Below are 22,647 nucleotides of genomic sequence, written 5' to 3' on the forward strand. Positions count from 1 at the left end.
GCCTCGTCCGGCGACGGCCGGGCACGTCGGTTACGCGGCGCCGTTGCGTGTGCCCGCCGAGGTGCATGGTCGGCTGGTGGCGCTGGCCCGGTCCGAGGGCGCCACGACGTTCATGGTCTTGCAGGCCGCGCTGGCGGTGACGCTGTCACGGCTCGGCGCCGGTACCGATATCCCGATCGGGTCTCCGATCGCGGGCCGTACCGACGAGGCACTCGACGATCTGGTCGGCTTCTTCCTGAACACGTTGGTGATCCGGACGGATCTGTCGGGTGACCCTGAGTTCCGGCAGGTCCTGGCGCGGGTGCGTGAGGCGAGCTTGGGGGCGTTGGCGCATCAGGACGTCCCGTTCGAGCGGCTGGTGGAAGAGTTGGCGCCGTCCCGGTCGATGGCGCGGCACCCCCTGGTCCAGGTGGTGCTCACCATGCAGAACGCCGGCGACGCCGCAGTGGAACTCCAGGGCGTGCAGGTCGGCGGCGGAGGCGGGACGGGTGCGGCCAACGGCTCGGCGCCGGCTCCGGCCAAGTTCGATTTGTACGTGGCGGCCGAGGAGGTCTTTGACGATCAGGGTCGTGCGGCGGGCCTGCGCGGCTCGGTGACGGTGGCGGCGGATCTCTTCGACGCGCCGGCGGCTGATCGGTTCGCGGGGTGGTTCGCGCGGGTGTTGGAGTCGGTGTCTGCGGCTCCGGATCTCACCTTGCGTGCGGTGAAGGTATTGGATCCGCTGGAGCGCGAGCGGGTGGTGGTGGGGTGGAACGACACCGGGACCGCGACGGTGGCGTCGGCTGTCCTCGACCGGTTCGAGGAACGTGTCGCGGTCTCCCCGGACGCAGTGGCGCTGGTCGCCGACGGGACCGAGGTGACCTACGCGCAACTGGACACGCAGGCCAACCAGGTGGCCGGCTACCTGCGCAGCATGGGGATGGGCGCGGAATCGGTGGTTGGCCTCTGTCTGCCGCGTGGCGCGCAGATGGTGACCGCGGTTCTCGGTGCGTGGAAGGCGGGCGCGGCCTATCTGCCGATCGACGGCCGTCTCCCGGCCGAGCGGATCGCCTTCATGCTCACCGACAGCCGCACCCAGCTGGTGCTGGGGACCCAAGACGTCCTGGACGATCTGCCCGCGGGACGGGTTCGGCTGGTCGCGATCGATGATCCGATGACCGTGGCGTTGTTGGAGGGCTTGCCTGCGTCGGCTCCGGAGAGGGTGGTGGATCTGGCGGGGTTGGCGTATGTGATGTACACCTCAGGGTCCTCGGGGACTCCGAAGGGTGTGGCGGTCACGCACGCGGCCCTGGCCAACTATGTGGCCTCGGCATCGGCCCGGCTCGGCTGGACCGGTGAGCAAGCCCGATATGCGTTGTTGCAATCTCAAGTCACCGACCTGGGCAACACGGTCGTGTTCACCAGCCTGGTCACCGGTGGACGGCTCCACGTCCTTGACCCGGACTCGGTGACCGATCCCGAGGCGGTCGCGGCCTATTTGGACGAACACCGGATCGAGGCGTTCAAGGCCGTCCCGTCCCACCTGGTCGCGTTGTCGGCTGTGGCAGGGGTCGAGCGGATGCTGCCTGCCGGGTCGGTGGTGCTGGGTGGTGAAGCGGCGCCGGTGGAATGGCTGGACGAGTTGGTGCGGGCTGCCGGGTCGGATCGGCCGGTGTTCAACCACTACGGGCCGACCGAGACCACCATCGGGGTGGCGACCACACAGATCACGACCGACGATGTCGCGGCCGGTGTGGTCCCGATCGGTGCACCCATCGCCAACACCCGGCTTTACGTCCTGGACGAGGCGCTGGCCCCGGTTCCGGTCGGGGTGGTCGGAGAGCTCTACGTTGCGGGTGCCGGGTTGGCGCGCGGCTATATCGCTCGTCGCGGGCTGACCGGTGAACGGTTCGTGGCGTGCCCGTTCAGTTCTTCGGGTGAGCGGATGTACCGGACCGGGGACCTGGGCAAATGGAACCATGACGGGCGGCTGGTGTTCGCCGGCCGCGCGGACGAGCAGGTGAAGGTGCGGGGGTTCCGGATCGAGCCCGGCGAGATCGAAGCCGCACTGCTCACCCATCCCGCCGTCGCCCAGGCCGCGGTCATCGCCCGCGAAGACATCCCGGGCGACAAACGCCTGGTCGCCTACCTCGTCCCCACCACCGACACCACCACAACCGACACCGACACCGACACCGACACCACCGACCCACTCAACACCGGCGAACTCCGCGAATTCCTCTCCGGAAACCTGCCCGAACACATGGTGCCCGCCGCGCTGGTCCAACTCACCGAACTCCCCCTCACCAGCAACGGAAAACTCGACCGCAAGGCCCTCCCCACCCCCGACTACACGGCGGGCGCCGGTGTCGGGACGGGGCGAGGCCCGGCGACAGTGCAGGAGGAGATCCTCTGCGGGGCGTTCGCCCACGTGCTCGGGCTCGACTCGGTGGGCGTGGAGGACAACTTCTTCGACCTGGGCGGGCACTCGCTGCTCGGGGTCAAGTTGGTGTCGCGCATCCGGGTCACGCTCGGCGTGGAGGTCGATATCCGGACGCTCTTCGACGTGCCGACCGTGGCGGGACTGGCGGCGCGCATCACGGGCCTGGAGGCGGTCGAGGCCCGGATACCGCTCCGCGCAGGCGAGCGTCCAGAGCGGGTGCCGTTGTCGTTCGCGCAGCGCCGGCTATGGTTCCTCACCCAGTTGGAGGGCCCGAGCGCGACCTACAACATCCCCGTCGTGCTCCGGCTGACCGGAGTGGACGCCGATGCGCTGGGCGCGGCGCTGCGGGACGTGATCGGCCGTCACGAGTCGCTGCGGACGGTGTTCCCGACCGTGGACGGCGAGCCTTACCAGCACATTGTCGACATCCAGGACCTGGACTGGGATCTGCGCGTCTCCCAGATGGAGGCCGGGGACGTGCCGGAGTCCGTGAGGCAGGCGGCACGCCACGCCTTCGACCTATCAAGGGAGGCCCCGATCCGGGCGTCGTTGTTCCAGGCGGGTCCGGATGAGCAGGTGCTGGTCCTGGTGATGCACCACATCGCCAGTGATGGGTGGTCGCGAGGTCCGCTGGGCCGGGATCTGTCGGTGGCGTATGCGGCGCGGCTTCGGGGTGAGGCGCCGGAGTGGGAGCCGCTGCCGGTTCAGTATGCGGACTATGCGTTGTGGCAGCGTGAGCTGCTGGGTGAGGAGTCCGACCCGGAGAGTCTGCTGTCGGCGCAGGTGGAGTACTGGCGAACGACGCTCGCCGGGGCTCCGGAGGAGCTGCCGCTACCGGTGGACCGGCCCCGTCCGGCGGTGGCCAGTCACCAGGGTCACGTCGTACCGCTCCGGGTCCCGGCCGAGGTCCATGAACGGCTGGCGGAGCTGGCGCGCGCCGAGGGCGCGACGACGTTCATGATCGTGCAGGCCGCGCTGGCGGTGACGCTGTCGCGGCTCGGCGGCGGTGTCGATATCCCGATCGGGTCGGGTGTGGCGGGCCGTACCGATGAGGCGCTGGACGACTTGGTGGGGTTCTTCCTGAACTCGCTGGTGATCCGGACGGATCTGTCGGGTGACCCTGAGTTCCGGCAGGTCCTGGCGCGGGTGCGTGAGGCGAGCTTGGGGGCGTTGGCGCATCAGGACGTCCCGTTTGAGCGGCTTGTGGAGGAGTTGGCCCCAGAGCGGTCGATGGCGCGCCACCCGTTGTTCCAGGTCGTGCTCACGCTGCACAACATCGAGCGGGCCGCGCTGGAGTCGCCCGGCACGAGGGCCGGCGAGGTATCCGGCCTGGATGCCGTGGCGGTGGCCGCGGTGAAGACCGATGTGGATGTCATGGTGGGGGAGACGTTCGACGGCGAGGGGCGCCCTGCGGGGTTGCGCGGGTCGGTGACGCTGGCGGCGGATCTGTTCGATGCGCCGACGGCGGGACGGTTCGCGGGCTGGTTCGTCCGCGTGCTGGACGTGGTGACCACGGCCCCCGACACCCCTCTGCACACGGTGAACGTGCTCGATCCACAGGAACGCGACGAGCTACTGACCCGGTGGAACGACACCGCGACGGTGGTGGGGGACGCAACGGTGCTCGACTTGTTCGAGCAGCGGGCGGCGGCGACTCCGGATGCGGTGGCGGTGGTCGGGGGTGGTGTCGAGTTGTCCTTCGCCGAGCTGAATGCGCAGGCGAATCGGTTGGCGGGCTATCTGCGCGGGCTGGGCGTGGGCGCGGAGTCGGTGGTGGGGTTGTGTATGCCGCGTGGTGTGGAGTTGGTTGCGGCGATTGTGGGTGTGTTGAAGGTGGGGGCGGCGTATCTGCCGATCGATGCGCGGCTTCCTGCTGAGCGCGTGGAATTCATGCTGGCCGACAGCCGCACGCTGGTGGTGCTGGGCACCCAGGACGTCCTGGATGAGCTGCCGTTACGTGGCGTGCTGCCGATAGCGGTGGACGGCCCCCAGATCCAGGTGCAGATCGCGGCATACCCGGATGCGTCGCCGGACGTGACGATCCATCCGTCCGCTGCGGCGTATGTGATCTATACGTCGGGTTCGACGGGGACGCCGAAGGGTGTGGCGGCCACTCATGGTGGTGTGGTGAATCTGGTGGTGGCGCAGGCGCGGCATTTCGGGGTTGGGTTGGGTTCGCGGGTGTTGCAGTTCGCGTCGGCGGGGTTTGATGCGGCGGTGTCGGAGGTGCTCGTCACGTTGTGTTCGGGTGGGGTGTTGGTGATGGCGTCGGCGGAGGAGGAGCTCGTCCCGGGTGCGGGTCTGGTGGAGTTGGTCGCCGATCAGGGGGTGACGCATGCGACGTTGCCGCCTGCGGTGTTGGGGGCGTTGGATGCCGATGCGTTGTCGTTGGTGGGGACGTTGGTGTCGGCGGGTGAGGCTTTGGATGGGGGGTTGGTGGGGCGGTGGGCTTCGGGTCGTCGTTTGATCAATGCGTATGGTCCGACGGAGACGACGGTGTGTGCGTCGATGTCGGTGCCGTTGGCTGTGGGGGATGAGCCGACGATCGGCACGCCGATGGCCAACACGCGGCTTTTCGTGCTGGATGGGGCGCTTGGTCCGGTGCCGGTGGGTGTGGTGGGTGAGTTGTATGTCGCGGGTGCCGGTGTGGCGCGCGGCTATGTGAATCGTCCGGCTTTGACGGGTGAGCGGTTTGTGGCGTGTCCGTTCGGCGCTGATGGTGAGCGGATGTATCGGACGGGTGATCTGGTGAGGTGGACGTCGGATGGCCGGTTGATGTTCGTGGGTCGTGCGGATGAGCAGGTGAAGGTGCGGGGGTTCCGGATCGAGCCTGGGGAGATCGAGGCGGTTGTGCGGGCTCATCCGCAGGTGGCGCAGGTCGCGGTGGTCGCCCGGGAGGACACTCCGGGTGACAGGCGGCTTGTCGCCTACACCGTCCCAGCCGATGCCGGGGTTGATGCCGTTGGGTTGCGGGAGTTTGTGGGGGCGAGGCTGCCGGATTACATGGTGCCCGCCGCCGTTGTCACTCTGCCTGAGTTGCCGCTGACGGTCAGCGGCAAACTCGACCGTCGCGCTTTGCCGGCTCCGGAGTATGCCGCTGGTGCAGGGGGAGGTCGTGGGCCGGCGACGGTCCAGGAGGAGATCTTGTGCGCGGCGTTCGCCGACGTGCTGGGCCTGGACTCGGTCGGCGTGGACGACGGCTTCTTCGACCTCGGCGGGCACTCCCTCTTGGCTGCCCGGCTGGTGGCGCGTATCAGGACCGTCCTCGGTGTGGAGGTCGAAGTCCGGACGCTGTTCGAGAAGCCCACGGTGGCAGGCCTGGCCGCCCATCTGGCTGAGACCGGAGGAGACCGCGCCCGTACACCCTTGCGGGCCCGGCCTCGTCCAGAGCGGGTGCCGTTGTCGTTCGCGCAGTGGCGGCTGTGGTTCCTCGGTCAGTTGCAGGGACCGAACCCGGCCTACAACATCCCGATGCCGCTCCGGCTGTCAGGAGTGGACGTCGCGGCGCTCACCGCCGCTCTGCGGGATGTGATCGGGCGCCACGAGTCGCTGCGGACCGTCTTCCCATCCGCGGACGGAAAGCCCTACCAGCGGATTCTGGATCCTGAGGATCTGGAATGGGACTTGCAAGTGTCCGAGGTGGAGCCCGGGGGGCTCTCGGAAGCGGTGGCGGAGGCGTCACGCCGTCCCTTCGACCTGGCGACCGAGGTGCCGATCCGGGCGTGGCTACTCCAGACCGGTCCGGACGAGCAGGTACTGCTGGTGGTGATGCACCACATCGCCAGTGACGGCTGGTCCATGGCCCCGCTGGGCCGGGACGTGTCCACGGCATACGCGGCGCGGCTTCGGGGGGAGGCCCCGAACTGGGAGCCGCTGCCCGTCCAGTACGCCGACTACGCGATGTGGCAGCGCGAACTTCTCGGGGAGGAATCCGACCCAGACAGCCTCATGTCGGCCCAGGTCGACTACTGGCGGCGGACGCTGGCGGACGCCCCGGAGGAGTTGGCGCTGCCGACGGATCGGCCTCGTCCGGCGACGGCCGGGCACGTCGGTTACGCGGCGCCGTTGCGTGTGCCCGCCGAGGTGCATGGTCGGCTGGTGGCGCTGGCCCGGTCCGAGGGCGCCACGACGTTCATGGTCTTGCAGGCCGCATTGGCGGTGACGCTGTCGCGGCTCGGCGCGGGCACTGACATTCCGATCGGCTCGGGCGTGGCCGGGCGCTCCGACGAGGCGCTGGACGACCTCGTTGGGTTCTTCATCAACACGCTGGTGATCCGAACAGACCTGTCCGGCGACCCCGACTTCCGCCAAGTACTGGCCCGGGTGCGTGAGGCGAGTTTGGGGGCGTTGGCGCATCAGGACGTCCCGTTCGAGCGGCTGGTGGAGGAGTTGGCGCCGTCCCGGTCGATGGCGCGGCACCCGCTCTTCCAGGTGCTTCTGGCCGTCCAGAATGTGGAGCGCGCGACACTGGATCTCCCCGATGCGAGCGCCTCGGCGGCAAGGTTGGAGCGCGGAACGGCGGCGGCGAGGTTCGACCTGGACTTCACCTTGGCGGAGACCTTCGACAGCGACGGACGCGCAGCGGGCCTGCACGGGTCGGTGACGGTGGCGGCGGATCTCTTCGACGCGCCGGCGGCTGATCGGTTCGCGGGGTGGTTCGCGCGGGTCCTGGAATCGGTGACGGCGGCTCCGGACCTCACCTTGCGTGCGGTGAACGTGCTGGATCCGCTGGAGCGCGAGCGGGTGGTGGTGGGGTGGAACGACACCGGGACCGCGACGGTGGCGTCGGCTGTCCTCGACCGGTTCGAGGAACGTGTCGCGGTCGCCCCGGACGCAGTGGCGCTGGTCGCCGACGGGACCGAGGTGACCTACTACGAACTCGACGCACAGGCGAACCGCCTGGCACATCACCTGCTCGACCGGGGGATGGGCGCGGAGTCGGTGGTCGGACTGTGTCTGCCGCGTGGCGCGCAGATGGTGACCGCGGTTCTTGGTGTGTGGAAGGCGGGCGCGGCCTATCTGCCGATCGACGGCCGTCTCCCGGCGGAGCGGATCGCGTTCATGCTCACCGACAGCGGCGCCGAAACGGTGCTCTGCACCCAGGAGGTGCTGGACGAGTTCGAGCCCGGACGGGTTCGGCTGGTCGCGATCGATGATCCGATGACCGTGGCGTTGTTGGAGGGCTTGCCTGCGTCGGCTCCGGAGAGGGCGGTGGATCTGGCGGGGTTGGCGTACGTGATGTACACCTCAGGGTCCTCGGGGACTCCCAAGGGTGTGGCGGTCACGCACGCGGCCCTGGCCAACTATGTCGCCTCGGCATCCTCGCGGCTCGGCTGGACCGGCGAGCAAGCCCGATATGCGTTGTTGCAATCTCAAGTCACCGACCTGGGGAACACGGTGGTGTTCGCCAGCCTGGTCACCGGTGGGCGGTTGCACGTCCTTGACCCGGACTCGGTCACTGACCCGGAGGCGGTCGCGGCCTATTTGGACGAACACCGGATCGAGGCGTTCAAGGCCGTCCCGTCCCACCTGGTCGCCCTGTCGTCTGCCGCAGGGGTGGAAAGGATGCTGCCCGCCGGGTCGATTGTCCTGGGTGGTGAGGCCGCGCCGGTCGATTGGGTGGGTGAGTTGGTGCGGGCTGCCGGGTCGGATCGGCCGGTGTTCAACCACTACGGGCCGACCGAGACCACCATCGGGGTGGCGACCACACAGATCACGACCGACGATGTCGCGGCCGGTGTGATCCCGATCGGTGCACCCATCGCCAACACCCGGCTATACGTCCTGGACGAGGCGCTGGCCCCGGTGCCCGTCGGAGTGGCCGGAGAGCTCTACGTTGCGGGCGCCGGGCTGGCGCGCGGCTATATCGCTCGTCGCGGGCTGACCGGTGAACGGTTCGTGGCGTGCCCGTTCAGTTCTTCGGGTGAGCGGATGTACCGGACCGGGGACCTGGCCAAATGGAACCATGACGGGCGGCTGATGTTCGCCGGCCGGGCCGATGAGCAGGTGAAGGTGCGGGGGTTCCGGATCGAACCCGGCGAGATCGAAGCCGCACTGCTCACCCACCCCGCCGTCGCCCAGGCCGCGGTCATCGCCCGCGAAGACATCCCGGGCGACAAACGCCTGGTCGCCTACCTCGTCCCCACCACCGACACCACCGACCCACTCAACACCGGCGAACTCCGCGAATTCCTCTCCGGAAACCTGCCCGAACACATGGTGCCCGCCGCGCTGGTCCAACTCACCGAACTCCCCCTCACCAGCAACGGAAAACTCGACCGCAAGGCCCTCCCCACCCCCGACTACACGGCGGCCGGAACGGACGTCGAACGGAACCCCGCCACGGTCTTGGAGGAGATGGTCTGCGAGACGTTCGCCGAAGTCCTCGGAGTGCCGGAGGTGCACGTCGATGACGACTTCTTCCAGCTTGGGGGGCACTCCCTTCTGGCGGTCACGCTCCTCAAGAAGTTGAAGGACAGAGGGGTCACGGTCTCCGTACGCGAAGTGTTCGCCGCGCCGACCCCTGCCGGCATCGTCAGCCGCTTGGGCCTGTCCTCGTTGGGCGACTCCCTCGGCAGGGTGTTACCCATCCGTACCGAGGGGAGCCGGCCGCCGTTCTTCTGCATCCATCCCGCAGGCGGGTTGAGCTGGTGCTACAGGCCGTTGGCCAGGGTCGTTCCGGACGATGTTCCGCTGCTGGGCCTACAGGCCGCAGGATTCGACGGCGCCAGCGAGTTGGCCGGCAGCATCCAGGAGATGGCGGCGGAGTACATCGAGCAGATTCGGGCGGTACAACCGTCCGGGCCCTATCACCTGCTGGGCTTCTCGTTCGGTGGGATCCCCGTGCACGAGATCGCCGTGCAGTTGCAGGCCGCCGGGGAGACCGTCGCCGCGGTGGTCATCCTGGACACCTACCCGTCCACCAAACGGGACGAAGACCCGTCCAGGCCGAGTGAGCCCGCCGAGACCGGTGCGCCGCCGGAGCGAAACGATGAGGTTCACGATCTTGGAGCGATGACGACGGAGGACCATCAGCGGCGCATCGCGGAGATGTTCCGCGAGGAACTGGGCGAGGTCCTGGGTGGCATCTCCGACGAGGAACTGCTCCTCGGAGCGAAGATCTTCCACAACAACCTGCTGATCAAGCGAAGCCACCAGCCGAGCGTCTTCGAGGGGGACATCCTGCTCTTCGTCGCCGATGTGCGCGGCGGTGGGGGTAACTCTCCGGACGGCAGCCTTTGGGAGCCCTACGTGCGAGGTGAGGTCAAGGAGGTCAGGCTCCCTTGCCGGCACAGGGACATAGTGCAGCCGGAGATACTCCGGCAGACCTGGCCCGCAATCGCTGAATGGATGGAGTCCAAGCACTGACAGTGCCTCCAATTGGGGCCTACTCCACAGCGACGGCCTGAGTGTGCACCGGCGGTGGCGGCGGACGAGACCGAGCGGTCCGCCGCCACCGGCGAGTGCCTACCCGGCGGTCTCGTGCTCGGCGGTTTCGTTCTTCAGGGTGAACAGCACGATCAGGAACGCCAGTACGACGATCCCCAGGCTCACGGTGAACGCGCTGCCCATGCCGTCCGCCATCGCCTCGGCCGAGGGCCGGTCCAGCGGGCCGTAATCCTTGATGACCGAGGCGTAGACGGTGGACGCGACCGCGATGCCCAGCGAGGCGCCGGTGAGCATTGCCGTCTGTAGTACTCCGGCCGCCGCGCCCGACTCTGATGGGTCGGCGGTGGACATGATGGCGATGTTGAACGGCACGACCACCAGGCCCAAGCCCGCTCCCAGCAGCAGCATGGGACCGGCGATCCCGGTGAGGTAGCCGGTGCCGGCGGCCAGCGGGACGAGCCAGCCGATGCCTGCCCCCAGCAGCACCATGCCGAGGAGCGCGGTGGACCTTGCGCCGATCTTGGCTATCGCCTTCGTCGCGTTCTGTGCGGTCAGCAGCATCCCGATGGCCATCGGCAGGAAGGCCAGCCCGGACTGCCACGCGCTCTTGCCGAGGACCTCCTGAAGGAACTGGATGATGAGGAACTGCATGCTCAACGTCACCATGGGGATGAGGAGGAGCACGGCGAACGCCCCGGCCCGGGTGCGGTCGGCGAACAGCCTCAGCGGCATCACCGGTTGCTTGGCCTTGGTCTCGATGAGGACGAACGCGACCACCAGCACCGTTCCGGCGGCCAGCGCGGCGAGCGAGGCGGGGTCGTCCCAGCCGTGCTCCGCCGTGCGGACCAGCCCGAAGGTGACGGCGACGAGCCCCAGCACCGAGGTCAGCGCGCCGCCCAGGTCCAGCCGTCCTGGCCGGCTCGGCGACTCCTCGACGAACCTGGGCGCGAACAGCAGGACGAACAGCCCGAGGGGGATGTTGACGAACAACACCCAGCGCCAGGACAGCGTGCTGGTGATAATGCCGCCGAGGACCAGCCCCAGCGTCATCGCGGACGCGGTGACCGAGGAGTAGATGCTCAGCGCCTTGGCCTGGAGCGCCCCCTGGAAGTTGGTGATCAACAGGGCCATCGTGCTGGGGGCGGCCAGCGCCGCGCCCAGGCCCTGCACCGCGCGGGCGGTGATGAGCCAGGTGGGCCCGGTGGCCAGCCCGCCCGCCAGCGAGGCGGCTGTGAAGATCACGATGCCGGTGAGGAACACCCGGCGCCGGCCGACGATGTCCCCCGCGCGTCCGCCGAGCAGCATCAGCCCGCCGTAGGCGAGCAGGAAGGCGGTGGAGACCCAGGACAGCCCGGACGGTGTGAAGCCGAGACCGCCGCGGATCTCCGGGAGGGCGACGTTCATGATCGTCCCGTCGAGCATCACCATCAGCTCGCAGGACACGATGATGGTCAGTGCCAGTGCGGCGGCGCCGGTCAGCTTGGCCGGCCGTGCCGGCGCCACGGTGGCGCTCTCGATCGAACTCGACAAGAACCCTCCTAAGGACGAAGGACGAAGAGGAAATAGTGAACCACCTGGTTCACTATAAGCATGGGTAGGGTGGGTCGCAATGTCCCCGCGGCGTGGCCCGCCGACCTGCCGCCAGGGATGCCGGGGTCCGAACGGAGGTTCCGATGGCCGCGTCGGACGGTGCGGAGACGGTGTCCGGGGAGTCCGGGGCCCCGGCGCAGCGACGGCGGGGCGAGGCGCTCCGCCGGGCCATTCTGGACGCGGTGATCGAGCAGCTGGGGACGGAGGGGTACGCCCGGCTGAGCACCAACAAGGTCGCCGCGGCGGCGGGCACCGGCAAGGCCGCGCTCTACCGGCGCTGGCGCAACAAGGACGAGCTGGTCCGTGACGCCCTGCGCGACCTGCTGCCCGCGCCCCCAGAGATCCTTCCCGAGACACCGCTGCGCGAGGGGCTGGTGGCGCTGCTCGGTTACCTCAACCAGGCCATGTACGACTCACGCGGAGCGCCCTTCCAGGCGGTCGCGGCGGCGGGGGCCGACCAGACCTCGGGTCTCCGGGAGCTGTTCCACGAGGCGGTCGCGGGCCCCTGCGAGCGACGTATCGCCGAGCTGATCCGCCGCCACGGCGGCGTGACCGCGACGGACGTGTCGGTGGTCGCCGCCGCGGGGCCCGCGATGATCGTCTACCACTGTGTGAGCGGGCAGGCCAAGAGCACCGAGCAGCAGATCGAGGCCATCGTGGATGATCTTCTACTGCCGCTGGTGCGGCACGCGGAGCGGCCCTAGGACGGGTTCTCGTCGTCCTGGACCGTTGTCCGATGGTCAGGTTCCAGCGGTCAGCGCCCGCAATTCCCGCGCGGCCGGAAGCGCTGCCGCTTGGTGGGGGATGACATCAAGAGGCATGCGGGCCTCCCCCCAGAACCGGATCGTCCGGCGCTCTGGCGGTACAGCGGCCACTAGGCGGAGGGCCTCTTCCAGTCCTGACTTGGGGTCGGTGCGCGCCCTCAGCGCCGCCCGGTGCAGCCCGATCGGCACGGCGACAAATTCCTCGGCGCCCGGTCGTAGCAGCGTGTCGTGCGCTTCGGTCGCCTGTCGCACGTCGTTGGCAAGGGTGTAGATCAAGCTCTTGTCAAACCAGAGCCCTTCTTCACGCCGTACCCAATCGGGATCAACGATTGTGGGAGCGGACATCTCGCTGAACGCCACTTCTGCGGACTTGAGCTTCGAGACGGCCTCGCCCACGCCGCGTGGGGAGGTGCCGAGATGTCCACGCTAACGCTCGGAATGACTCGCTTGTTCTTTCCGACGATGGGCTTCTGAAGATCGCGCTCCGTGTCCAACCGGGTGCCTGCTGAGTCTTCATGACGACCCGGCTGAAGACCGAGTAACTGGCCGGGAATATGGAGCCCGTCGCGAAAGGATTCGACCTCCTCGACCGAAAAGCGCTTCCGGCTGCCGCGATAGATCCGGGAAACGTTGGCCTGTGAAGTGTCGATCAAGAACCCAACGGCCTCCTGGGTCAACCCGGTCACGTCGAGGTAGATCCGCAGCACAGAGTGAAGATCTCGGCAGTTCAGGGCGTCCCGCATGGGGGATTCGGTCCAGAAGGCCGCACTGACCGAGGAGTTCAGCGACTGGAGCATCATTCACACCACCGACACGGGCCGCTGGTGGGCGACGCGGGCCACCCTCGTCAGCGAGGACCTGTCGCGCGTCGAGGGCGCCACCTTCGACGCCGACACCGCCGAGGAACTGCGCGCCAAGCTGCGGGAGGCCGCGGGCGCCAAGGCGAGCAGGCGATGAGCGGGCGCGAGGTGGCCCTGCATGCGCTGGCCGAGGAGTACCCCGGCTGGCTGTCGAGGTGAGCGACGCACCCGGCGTCGTTTGGCAGGCTGGCGGGCCGCTCGCGCCGGGGCGTGGCGGGATCGTCGGGATGCACGCCGATGGCCCGGAGGCGATGCGGGAGCTGCTGATCACCTGCAAGCGCGGCACCTTCCGTTGGGCGATGGGCCAGGACATCGGCTCCATCGCGGACCTGGACGCAGCGGTGGGGCACGTCGTGGACGCCGTTGAGGGGTGCCCGCCATGACCGGCACGCCGATCCCGCCGCAGGACCCGCGAACGCCGTTGCCTATGGCCCCCGCCTCCCCGGTGCACTTCCCGCATGGGGTGTGGCACTGGCACGGCCGGTGGACCAACCGCCACTGGGCGATGGTGCCCTGGCCATGGGGTGAGTACGGCTACCGGCTCCTGGAGGCTGCGACCGAGGACGCCTTGGCCGACGAGGTCCGCCAGCTCATGAAGGGCACTCCCGGGCTGGACGGCGGGGGACCACGAGCGGGGGGCGGTGCCGCAGCGGCCGCGCCGTCCCCGTCCAACGCGGGCGCGGGCAGTTTCTACGCGGCGGCTCCCGCGCCGGCACCCTCGCGCGGCGTCCGGCGCGGCCTACGTCGAAGAGGAGAACCCCCGCTAGTGGCGCGGCATCCTGCACGGCCGCGTCCGCCGCCTGTACGTCCGGGCGTACTTGCCCGATCCACACCTGGACGTCGCCCGACGACTCCAGCGCTAGACCCCATGGCCCCGGGACGCGGCTGGGTGAGCATCCGGCCCGGGGCCATGGCCTGACATCAGGAGACCTTCGTGTCCGAGTCGGCCGTGACGCGAACAGACCCGGGAGCGGCGCGGCCGCGATACCGACCGCTGCGGTCGGCTACGCCGCCTCTCGTGGGCCCCCACTCCCGCAGCGTCCTCAACCACGCGGTCAGCCTACGAGAACTGCTCAGGCCCCCGATACCGCCCCGCATGCTGCTTGTTCTCTTGAGCCATCGACCCGTGCATCACCCGAGCGGCGAGGGACTATCTGAACGCCTCGCGGCAGGCGGCGATGGCGTGGTACTGGCCCACTCCTATGTGGATCAGCATGTCCCGGCATTGCGCCCCACGGCTCGGACCGTTGTTCGGGTTGGCCGCCCAGGTGCAGGCATGGATGGACTTCGGGCCAACGGTGTAGCCCTGAGACCTCAGATACGCCTGGCAGTGGCCACTGTTGGCGTGTGCCGGCCCTACCGCGATCAGCGGCACCAGGGCGACGGCCAGCAGGGCGCTGGTCGTCCAGCGGATGGCTCTACGAATTGGCATGTGTGATTCCTGTTTCGTCTGTCCGGCGTGGGACGCCGGGGCATCAGTGGCTCTCATCGGATGGTCGATCGCCACTTTCTGTGCTGAGTTGATTGCAGCACGTGATGGAGCGGTGAAGTATCCGGGGAAACTCGTACATCCGAGCGCGGACGGCCCGGTGAGGGGAGTGCCGAGGGACCGCCGGGTGGGGACGGCAGTGAGGCGGGCACCTGGATGAGCGAACGCCGGCTACGGCTCGGCGTGGTGTTGGGGGCGGTGGGTGGGGGCTGGGGTCAGGGCGGGGAGGACGACGGTTATGGAGAGGCCGCCGTCCGGGTTCGCTGTGGCTTGGACGGTGCCGTTGTGCGCCTTGGTGATGGCGGCGACGATCGAGAGGCCGAGCCCCGCGCCGTCGGACGAGCCGGTCCGGTCCCGGTGCAGCCGGCGGAACGGCTCGAACAGCTCGTCCACCCGGTCGGCCGGGACGTCGGGGCCGGTGTTGCAGACCACCAGGCCGGTGTCCGGGGACAGCTCGATCAGGACGTGCCCGCCGGGATGGTTGTGCCGGATCGCGTTCTGCACCAGGTTGGCGACAAGCCGGGTGAGCAGCACCTCGTCGCCGGCGACGGTGACGGGGTGGGCCGCGACGGCGATTCTGACCTGCCGCGACTCCGCGAGCGGCATGTGCTCCCCGATGACCTGGTCGACGACGACGGCGAGGTCCACCGGTGTGCGCGCGTCCAGGCCCCGTTCGCCCTGGGCGAGGACGAGCAGGCCTTCGATCAGCCGTTCGGACCGTTGGGTGGCCCGCAGCAACTCGGTGCGGATCCGCGCCACCTTCGCGGGGGACGGGTCGGACAGCCCGATCTCGATGGCCGTCCGCTGGATGGCGAGGGGGGTGCGCAGCTCGTGGGAGGCGTTGGCGACGAAGCGGCGTTGGCTCGCGACCGCGTGTTCCAGCCGGTCCAGCATGGCGTCGAAGGTGTCGGCGAGTTCCTTGAGCTCGTCCTTCGGGCCGGTCATGGCGATGCGTTCGTGCAGGGTGGACAGTGACAGCCGCTGGGCGGTGGCGGTGATGCGGTGCAGCGGCCGCAGCAGCCTGCCGGTGAGCCACCAGCACACCGCGAACGCCAGCACCGCGATCACCGCGATCGCGATGAGGGTGGTGAGGCGTTGCGTGCTGACGAGGCTCTGCCGCAGTTCGGCCCTCCGGTCGGTCGGGAGCTGCCCGGAGGTGTTGGCGGGGCAGGGCGGCGCCGGGGGTCTCCGGTCGCAGACGACCCCGTCCGTGCCGACCTTGGCGAAATTGGCCAGCTTCTTGCCGACGAGGCTCTGCTGGAACTGCTGTGTGGCGATGAGCACGCCCAGGGTGATGACGGTGAAGACACCGCCGTAGAGCAGCGTCATCCGTGTCCGTACCGAGCCGCCGAGCCGGAGGGGACGTACCACTGTCATAACCTGTACCCGCTTCCTGGGACGGTCGCGATGACGGGTGGGTCACCGAGCTTCGCCCGCAGCTTGCTCATCGTCACCTTGACCACGGTCGTGAACGGGTCGGTGTGCTCGTCCCAGGCCCGTTCGAGGAGTTCCTCGGTGCTGACGACCGAGCCCCGCGCCTGCATCAGCACCTCCAGCACCGCGTACTCCTTGCGGGACAGCGGCAGGTATCGGCCGTCGCGATGGGCCTGCCGTCGCGCGGTGTCCAGGGTGATGCCGGCGCACTCCAGCACCGGCGGCAGCGGCGGACCGGCACGGCGGGCGAGGGCGCGGACCCGCGCCACGAGTTCGTCGAAGGCGAAGGGCTTGGCCAGATAGTCGTCGGCTCCGAGGTTGAGCCCGGAGACCCGCTCGTGCACCGCTCCCGATGCGGTCAGCATCAGGATGCGCACCTGGTCCCCCCGCTGTGACAGCTCCCGGCAGATGTCGTCGCCGTGCACCAGCGGCAGGTCCCGGTCCAGCACGAGGACGTGGTACTCGTTGATCGCGAGACGTTCCAGCGCCGCGGCCCCGTCGTAGGCGACGTCCACGGCCATCGCCTGCTCACGCAGCCCCTCGGCCACCAGGTCGGCGAGGAAACGCTCATCTTCGGCCACCAGAATCCGCATGGTCCCATTGCCGCAGATCCGCGATAAGGCCCCGGTTAACACATGCGGTCACCGCCGGGAAACCGGCCTCGGTCCAGGCTGCTCGTCATGAAGTCATTCTCAGGGAATGACCGGAGGCTGACCATGCTGGATTCTGACATCGAACAGCCCGTCCGGGACGAGGCGCCGCCGCCCTTCCTGCGCCGCCGGCGGGTCCGGGCGCTGCTGGGCGGGACCGCGGTCCTGGCGGTCGGCGCGGTCGGCGCGGCGTTGGTGCTCCGGGACGGCAACGGCACCGCGGCGCAGAACACGTCGGCGTTGCCGACCGTGTCGGTGGTACGCACCAACGTGACCAACACCACCGACGTGGACGGCACCCTCGGCTATGCCGACAGCTACACCGTGCTTGCCGGCGGGCAAGGACGGGTCACCTGGGTGCCCAAGGCCGGTGATGTGATCAAGCGCGGCGAGCGGGCGTACGGGGTGGACGGCCACCGCGTCCCGCTGCTGTACGGGCGGATGCCGTTCTGGCGGGACCTGGAGCAGGGGGTCAAGGGGTACGACGTGCTGGAGCTGGAGCGCAACCTGGACGCGCTCGGCTACGGCGACGACATGACCGTGGACCGCTCGTTCACCTACGCGACCGAGCAGGCATTGATCGACTGGCAGGACGATCTGGGGCGCACCGAGACCGGTGTGCTGAAGGCCGACGACGTCGTGGTCCAGCCGGGCGCGATCCGGGTGACCAAGCTTCAGGTGCTCCTCGGCGGCAGTGCCCGCGGCGCCCTCTACACCGCCAGCGGCACCGAGCGCCAGGTCACGGTGAACCTTCCGGTGAGCCAGCAGGTGATCGCCAAGAAGGGCGCCAAGGCGCGGGTCGCGCTGCCGGGCGGCAAGACCACCACCGGGCGCATCTCGTCGGTCGGTTCGGTCGCCACCGCAGGTTCCACCAACGCGCAGTCGCAGACCGGCCAGGGGACCGAGACCGCCACCATCCCCGTCTACGTCACCCTGGACAAGCCGGGCAGCGCCGGCGGCCTCGACGGCGCCCCCGCGACGGTCGGGTTCGCCAGCGACGAGCACAAGAACGTGCTGGCCGTCCCGATCAACGCGCTGCTGGCCCCGGCCGAGAACACCTACGCGGTGGCGGTGGTGGACTCCGCCGGGAACGTCCGTCAGGTCCCGGTCAAGCTCGGCATCTTCGACGGCGACATCGTCGAGGTGACCGGCAACCTCACGGCGGGCATGAAGGTGCAGGTGCCCAAGTCATGATCGACGTGACAGCCGAGGAGGAGCCGGCGGTCGTCGAGGTGGAGAAGGCCACCAAGGACTACCCCGGTGGCGTGCGGGCGCTCCGGGAGGCGTCGCTCACCGTCCATGCCGGGGAGTTGATGGCGGTCGTCGGGCCGTCCGGGTCGGGCAAGTCGACACTGCTGCAACTGATGGGGACGCTGGACACGCCGACCTCCGGCCGCGTCCTCATCCGCGGTCACGACGTCGCCGAACTGCCGGACCGGCGGTTGGCGGCGGTACGGGCGCGCTGGATCGGGTTCGTGTTCCAGCAGTTCTTCCTCACCGGTCACCTGACCGCTCTGGACAACGTCGCCACCGGCCTGCTCTACCACGGTCTGCCGCCGCGCCAGCGCCGCCGGCAGGCCCGCGACGCGCTGGAGCGCGTCGGCCTCGGCCCCCGCATGCACCACCTGCCGCACCAGCTGTCGGGCGGGGAGAAGCAGCGGGCCGCCATCGCGCGCGCGATCGTCGGTGACCCGCCGCTCCTGCTCGCCGACGAACCCACCGGCAACCTCGACTCGGCGTCCGGCGCGGGGGTGCTGGAAGTCCTCACCGAGCTGAACCGCGACGGCACCGCCGTCGTGATCATCACCCATGACCGGGAGGTCGCGGCGGCGCTGCCGCGGCGGCTGGAGATCCGGGACGGGCAGATCCGCGCCGACACGGGGGTACCAGCATGATCACGCTACCGGAGCCGGTCCGCCTGCGCGGGGGCGATCTGGCCACGGTCGGCCTGGAAGGGTTGCGCGGCCGCCCGCTGCGCGCCGTGTTGTCCGCGCTGGGCATCGCCATCGGCGTCGCCGCCATGGTCGGGCTGGTGGGCATCAGCACCGTCAGCAAGGCCGGGCTGATAGCCGAGATCGAGGACCTCGGCACCAGCATGCTCACCGTCACGCCCGGCACGTCCCTGGTCGGGAAGAACTCGCACCTGCCCGCCGGCGCGGAGAGCCGGGTCAGCCGGATCCCCGGGGTGACGGGCGTGTCGGCGGTCGGCCTGGTGCCGGACGCCAGTGTCCGCCGCACCGACAGGATCTCCACGGCCACGACCAGCGGCCTCGCCGTCCAGGCCGCCCGGACGAACCTGCTCGTCCCGCTCGGCGGGACGGTGCGGACCGGCGCGTTCCTCAACGAGGCCACCAGCCGGTACCCATCGGTCGTGCTCGGCTCCGTCGCCGCGGAACGCCTCGGTATCGACCGTCCCGGCGAGCACGTCTACATCGCGGGCCGCTGGTTCATGGTGATCGGGATCCTCGACGCGCTCAAGCTGTCGCCCGACCTCGACCGCTCGGCCCTGATCGGCTGGTCGTACGCCACCCGGCTCGGGTTCGACGGGTACATCACCGCCCTGTACGAGCGGTCCACCGACGAGAGCGTGCACTCGGTGAACGCGGTGCTGGCCAACACCGTCAACCCGGAGCATCCGGACGAGATGGAGGTCAGCCGTCCGTCGGACGTGCTCACCGCCGAGGCCGCTGCCAACCGCGCGTTCAACGCGCTGTTCTTCGGGCTCGGGGCCGTGGCGCTGCTGGCCGGCGGGGTCGGTATCGCCAACATCATGGTGATCTCGGTGCTGGAGCGCCGGCAGGAAATCGGGCTGCGCCGGTCGCTGGGGGCGACCCGTGGGCAGATCCGGCTCCAATTCCTCACCGAGTCGGTGTCGCTGTCGGCGCTCGGCGGCGCCGCCGGAGTGATCTTCGGTCTGGTCATCTGCCTCGGCTACGCCGGATACCGGGGCTGGCCGCTCGTGCTGCCCGGCCAGGCCATCGCCGGCGGTGCGCTCGCCGCCATCGCCATCGGTGCCGTCGCGGGCCTGTACCCCGCCCGTCGCGCCGCCCGCCTCACTCCCACCGAGGCCCTCGCCACGACGTGATCCGGGAGTGCGCCCGCGCCCGTCCGAGGAGGGGCCGGGGCACTCCCGTTCACGGGCGGGACGTCCGCACGCGACCTCATCGGGCCATCGGCGGCCCGCCTCCGCGGCTATATGATCTTCATTCCCCGGATCTGCCGACGGAGGCCGCAATGCTGAACGATCCGAAGATCTCGCAGCCGTGGGGAGTGGCGACGTTCGGGGCCGCGACCGTGGTGGCCGAGCCCGACTTCGCCCGCGTGACGGTCGAGCTCTCCAGCATTGAGGAGAGCCCCGCCGAGGCGTTCCAGGCGGCGCAGCGGCTGATCGCCGATTTCCGGGCGGTGCTCCGCGCGCACCACATCCCGGTGGCGGGCGTCTCGCCGTCCCGTCTCAAGCTCGCCACGCACTACGAGTACAGCCCCGCGCACGAGACGCGCCGCAAGGCCGGCTTCAAGTGCGAGGCGGAATACGAGATCGAGACGAGGGCGATCGAGTCCCTCCAGCAACTGCTGATCGACGTCGTCGACGCCGGTGTCGACCAGATCAACGGGATCGAGTTCGACGTGCGGGCCAAACGGACCCTGCGCGCCCAGGCCCGCCGCGACGCGGTCGGCGCGGCACGGGCCAAGGCCGCGCTGTACGCCGACGCGGCCGGAATCAAGCTGGGCCGGGTGCTGCACATCGAGGACGTCGATCCCGAGCGCCTGAAGATCTACAGTCATGGCGGGGTTCACGGCGGCGTGGAGGAGGATTTCGCCCCCGGCCAGATCGTGATCACCGCGGCGGTGTCCATGGGCTTCGCCATCGACCACTGATCGCCGGACAAAATTCGGATCACCGGGCGTCCTTCATCGCCGCGTCGCCCCTCCTCGACGTGACCGGGCCTGTCATTGTTGACGGTAAGTAATGAGCCTCTCATTCCCCGTTAAGATCCCTTACCGCTGAATGACTGGCTATCTACCTAACTTTTGCATTGTTGTGACGGCCATCACTCCTCCGAGTCCCAGCCCAGCTCAGGGAGGTTACGTCCGTGGAACGCCGCAATTTCCTGCGCGCCTCGGTCATCGGCGCAGGCACCCTCGCCTTCTCCGGAAGCCTGTGGCGCGAGGCCGCCCTCGCCGCCCCGGCCCAGCTCGACCCCGCCCCGCCGTACGGGGCGCTCCAGCCCGCCAACGCCGACGGCATCCAGCTGCCCGCCGGATTCACCAGCCGGGTCGTCGCCCGGTCCGGCCAGACGGTGACCGGCACGTCCTTCACCTGGCACGACGCCCCGGACGGCGGCGCCTGCTTCGTCGACGGAACGGGCTGGATCTACGTGTCCAACGCCGAGGTCGGGTCCGGGGGCGGCGGCGCCTCGGCGTTGCGCTTCAGCTCCAGCGCCATCATCACCTCGGCGTACTCGATCCTGTCGGGCACCAACCGCAACTGTGCCGGCGGCGCGACGCCGTGGAACACCTGGCTGTCGTGCGAGGAGGTCGACACCGGCTACGTGTGGGAGACCAGCCCCTGGGGAGGCACGCCCACCCGCCGCGACGCCATGGGGCGGTTCAACCATGAGGCCGCCGCGGCCGACCCGGTCCGCAGGGTCATCTACCTCACCGAGGACAAGACCGACGGCGGCTTCTATCGCTTCGTCCCGACCACCTGGGGCAACCTGTCCGCGGGGACGCTCCAGGTCCTCAAGGCGGGCAGCGGCACGTCCGGCTCGTTCACCTGGGGCACCGTGCCCGATCCGGACGGATCGCCCAAGACCACCCGCAAGCAGGTGTCCGGCATGAAGGTCTTCAACGGAGGGGAAGGCTGCCACTACGCCGACGACACCGTCTGGTTCACCACCAAGGGCGACAACCGGGTCTGGCAGGTCAACCTGGCCACCAGCACCTATGAGCTGGCCTACGACGACAACCTGGTCGTTCCCGGCCCGGCGCCGCTGACCGGCGTGGACAACATCACCGGCTCCACCTCCGGTGACCTGTACGTGGCCGAGGACGGCGGCAACATGGAGATCTGCATGATCACCCCGGACGACAAGATCTCGGTGTTCCTCCGCGTCACCGGCCAGAATTCGTCGGAGCTGTGCGGCCCGGCGTTCAGCCCCGCCGGGAACCGGCTGTACTTCTCCTCCCAGCGCGGCACCACCGGATCGTCCTCCGGCGGCATCACCTACGAGGTCACCGGACCGTTCCGCACCTGACCCCGCACGGGGTGCCGACCTGGGCGCTGGTCGGCACCCCACCTGCGGGTGCGAGGTCAGTGCTTGATGGTGCGGCCCTGGCGGTTCAGCGGGCGGGGGGCGGGGCGGGGCCGGGGGATGGTGATGGGCCGGTGACCGGCGCCGGTCGTCGCGGTGCCGGGCTCGGGCCTGCCGGTGGACGGGGTCGGCGCCAGCCAGATCCAGGTGGTGGCGTGGGTCTCCTTCGCGGCGATGGTGGACCGGGTCCACGCGGTGTGGTCGATGAGGCTCGGGGTGCCGCAGACGATCTCTTCATAGAGGTGAGCGGACGTGATCACTCCCAGGTCCGCTCCGGCCGTGGCGAGGACGGTCTTGAACTCCGGCGCGTCCAGCATCCGGAACAGGCGCAGCAGCTCGCGTCCGCCGCCCGCGCCGTGGGAGTCGGGACGCAGGTACCCGGCGTTGACCGCGAGCCGGAGCCGGAGCTGGACGGCGGGCGCCGACACCTGGTTGTAGCGGCGCAGCTCGGCGTGCAGGTGGTGGGGCAGGCAGCCCAGCAGGGGGGTCACGCTGACGTCGGTGGGAAGGATCACCAGGATGCCGTCGCCCCGGTCCTCGTGCGCGCAGTGCTCAAGGGGCACGGCGGTGGCGGCGAGGGACGCGACGAGGATCCGGTAGAGGGCGTCGCGCAGGTGCTGGTGGTCGGCCGGGTGGCAGCGGCCGAAGCCGGCGATGTCGACGGCGAGCATCGGGTGGTGCAGCACACCGGCGGGCGGGCGGGCTGGCGTGGGGTCGGTGGAGAAGGACATGGA

15 protein-coding genes (1 of these 15 running past the window's edge) are annotated in these 22,647 nt (G+C 69.6%); 9 read left to right on the plus strand and 6 right to left on the minus strand.

Going from position 1 to position 22,647, the window contains the following annotated elements; translation table 11 throughout:
- On the plus strand, positions 1-9,790 hold the 3' end of the coding sequence (locus AMA02S_RS27970; protein ID WP_067463619.1) for a non-ribosomal peptide synthetase. The gene continues 13,412 nt to the left of window position 1, outside the view; the window shows 9,790 of its 23,202 coding nt (coding positions 13,413-23,202); its start codon lies off the left edge, out of view; its stop codon occupies positions 9,788-9,790.
- Between the two features lie 99 nt (positions 9,791-9,889).
- Here the strand turns inward: AMA02S_RS27970 and AMA02S_RS27975 are convergent, their stop codons facing one another.
- Complete coding sequence (locus AMA02S_RS27975) at positions 9,890-11,341, minus strand: MFS transporter (RefSeq protein WP_084265672.1); 1,452 nt, start codon at positions 11,339-11,341, stop codon at positions 9,890-9,892.
- 143 nt (positions 11,342-11,484) lie between these two features.
- Here AMA02S_RS27975 and AMA02S_RS27980 point away from each other — a divergent pair, with 143 nt between their 5' ends.
- On the plus strand, positions 11,485-12,105 hold the full coding sequence (locus tag AMA02S_RS27980) for a TetR/AcrR family transcriptional regulator (RefSeq protein WP_067463622.1): 621 nt from the start codon (positions 11,485-11,487) through the stop codon (positions 12,103-12,105).
- A 36-nt stretch (positions 12,106-12,141) separates the two neighbouring features.
- Here AMA02S_RS27980 and AMA02S_RS27985 read toward each other — a convergent pair whose 3' ends face one another.
- A complete protein-coding gene (locus AMA02S_RS27985) occupies positions 12,142-12,561 on the minus strand; it encodes a hypothetical protein (protein ID WP_067463625.1) in 420 nt (139 codons plus the stop codon).
- Between the two features lie 345 nt (positions 12,562-12,906).
- Between AMA02S_RS27985 and AMA02S_RS27990 the strand changes: the two genes are divergently transcribed.
- A complete protein-coding gene (locus tag AMA02S_RS27990; protein WP_067463629.1) occupies positions 12,907-13,122 on the plus strand; it encodes a hypothetical protein in 216 nt (71 codons plus the stop codon).
- 58 nt (positions 13,123-13,180) lie between these two features.
- Positions 13,181-13,408 carry a hypothetical protein gene (locus tag AMA02S_RS27995; protein ID WP_067463632.1) on the plus strand — a complete coding sequence of 76 codons (228 nt, stop codon included), beginning with the start codon at positions 13,181-13,183 and terminating at the stop codon, positions 13,406-13,408.
- Positions 13,409-14,175: 767 nt separating this feature from the next.
- On the opposite strand, the gene AMA02S_RS28000 is transcribed toward AMA02S_RS27995, so the two are convergent.
- From AMA02S_RS28000 to AMA02S_RS28010, 3 genes are all read right to left on the minus strand, one after another.
- The gene (locus AMA02S_RS28000; RefSeq protein ID WP_067463635.1) at positions 14,176-14,457 is read right to left on the minus strand and encodes a hypothetical protein; all 282 of its coding nucleotides are present in this window, start codon (positions 14,455-14,457) and stop codon (positions 14,176-14,178) included.
- A 228-nt stretch (positions 14,458-14,685) separates the two neighbouring features.
- Entirely contained in the window at positions 14,686-15,885 is a 1,200-nt protein-coding gene (locus AMA02S_RS28005; RefSeq protein WP_245667875.1) for a sensor histidine kinase, read from the minus strand.
- Positions 15,886-15,887: 2 nt separating this feature from the next.
- Positions 15,888-16,541: a response regulator transcription factor gene (locus tag AMA02S_RS28010; protein WP_067463641.1), complete on the minus strand. Its 654-nt coding sequence runs from the start codon at positions 16,539-16,541 to the stop codon at positions 15,888-15,890.
- A 123-nt stretch (positions 16,542-16,664) separates the two neighbouring features.
- On the opposite strand from AMA02S_RS28010, the gene AMA02S_RS28015 reads away from it, so the two are divergent.
- The 5 genes from AMA02S_RS28015 to AMA02S_RS28035 all read left to right on the plus strand — a co-directional run bounded on the left by AMA02S_RS28015 (position 16,665) and on the right by AMA02S_RS28035 (position 21,856).
- Entirely contained in the window at positions 16,665-17,792 is a 1,128-nt protein-coding gene (locus AMA02S_RS28015) for a peptidoglycan-binding protein (protein WP_067463644.1), read from the plus strand.
- On the plus strand, positions 17,789-18,493 hold the full coding sequence (locus AMA02S_RS28020) for an ABC transporter ATP-binding protein (protein WP_067463647.1): 705 nt from the start codon (positions 17,789-17,791) through the stop codon (positions 18,491-18,493). Before AMA02S_RS28015 ends, AMA02S_RS28020 begins: the two co-directional genes overlap by 4 nt.
- On the plus strand, positions 18,490-19,683 hold the full coding sequence (locus AMA02S_RS28025; RefSeq protein WP_067463650.1) for an ABC transporter permease: 1,194 nt from the start codon (positions 18,490-18,492) through the stop codon (positions 19,681-19,683). Before AMA02S_RS28020 ends, AMA02S_RS28025 begins: the two co-directional genes overlap by 4 nt.
- A gap of 149 nt (positions 19,684-19,832) precedes the next feature.
- A complete protein-coding gene (locus AMA02S_RS28030; protein WP_067463653.1) occupies positions 19,833-20,477 on the plus strand; it encodes an SIMPL domain-containing protein in 645 nt (214 codons plus the stop codon).
- Between the two features lie 215 nt (positions 20,478-20,692).
- Complete coding sequence (locus AMA02S_RS28035; RefSeq protein WP_067463656.1) at positions 20,693-21,856, plus strand: alkaline phosphatase PhoX; 1,164 nt, start codon at positions 20,693-20,695, stop codon at positions 21,854-21,856.
- Positions 21,857-21,912: 56 nt separating this feature from the next.
- Here the strand turns inward: AMA02S_RS28035 and AMA02S_RS28040 are convergent, their stop codons facing one another.
- A complete protein-coding gene (locus AMA02S_RS28040) occupies positions 21,913-22,644 on the minus strand; it encodes a hypothetical protein (protein ID WP_067463659.1) in 732 nt (243 codons plus the stop codon).
- Positions 22,645-22,647: the final 3 nt, after the last annotated feature.

The sequence above is a fragment of the Actinomadura macra NBRC 14102 genome (assembly GCF_001552215.1).
GTDB lineage: Bacteria > Actinomycetota > Actinomycetes > Streptosporangiales > Streptosporangiaceae > Spirillospora > Spirillospora macra.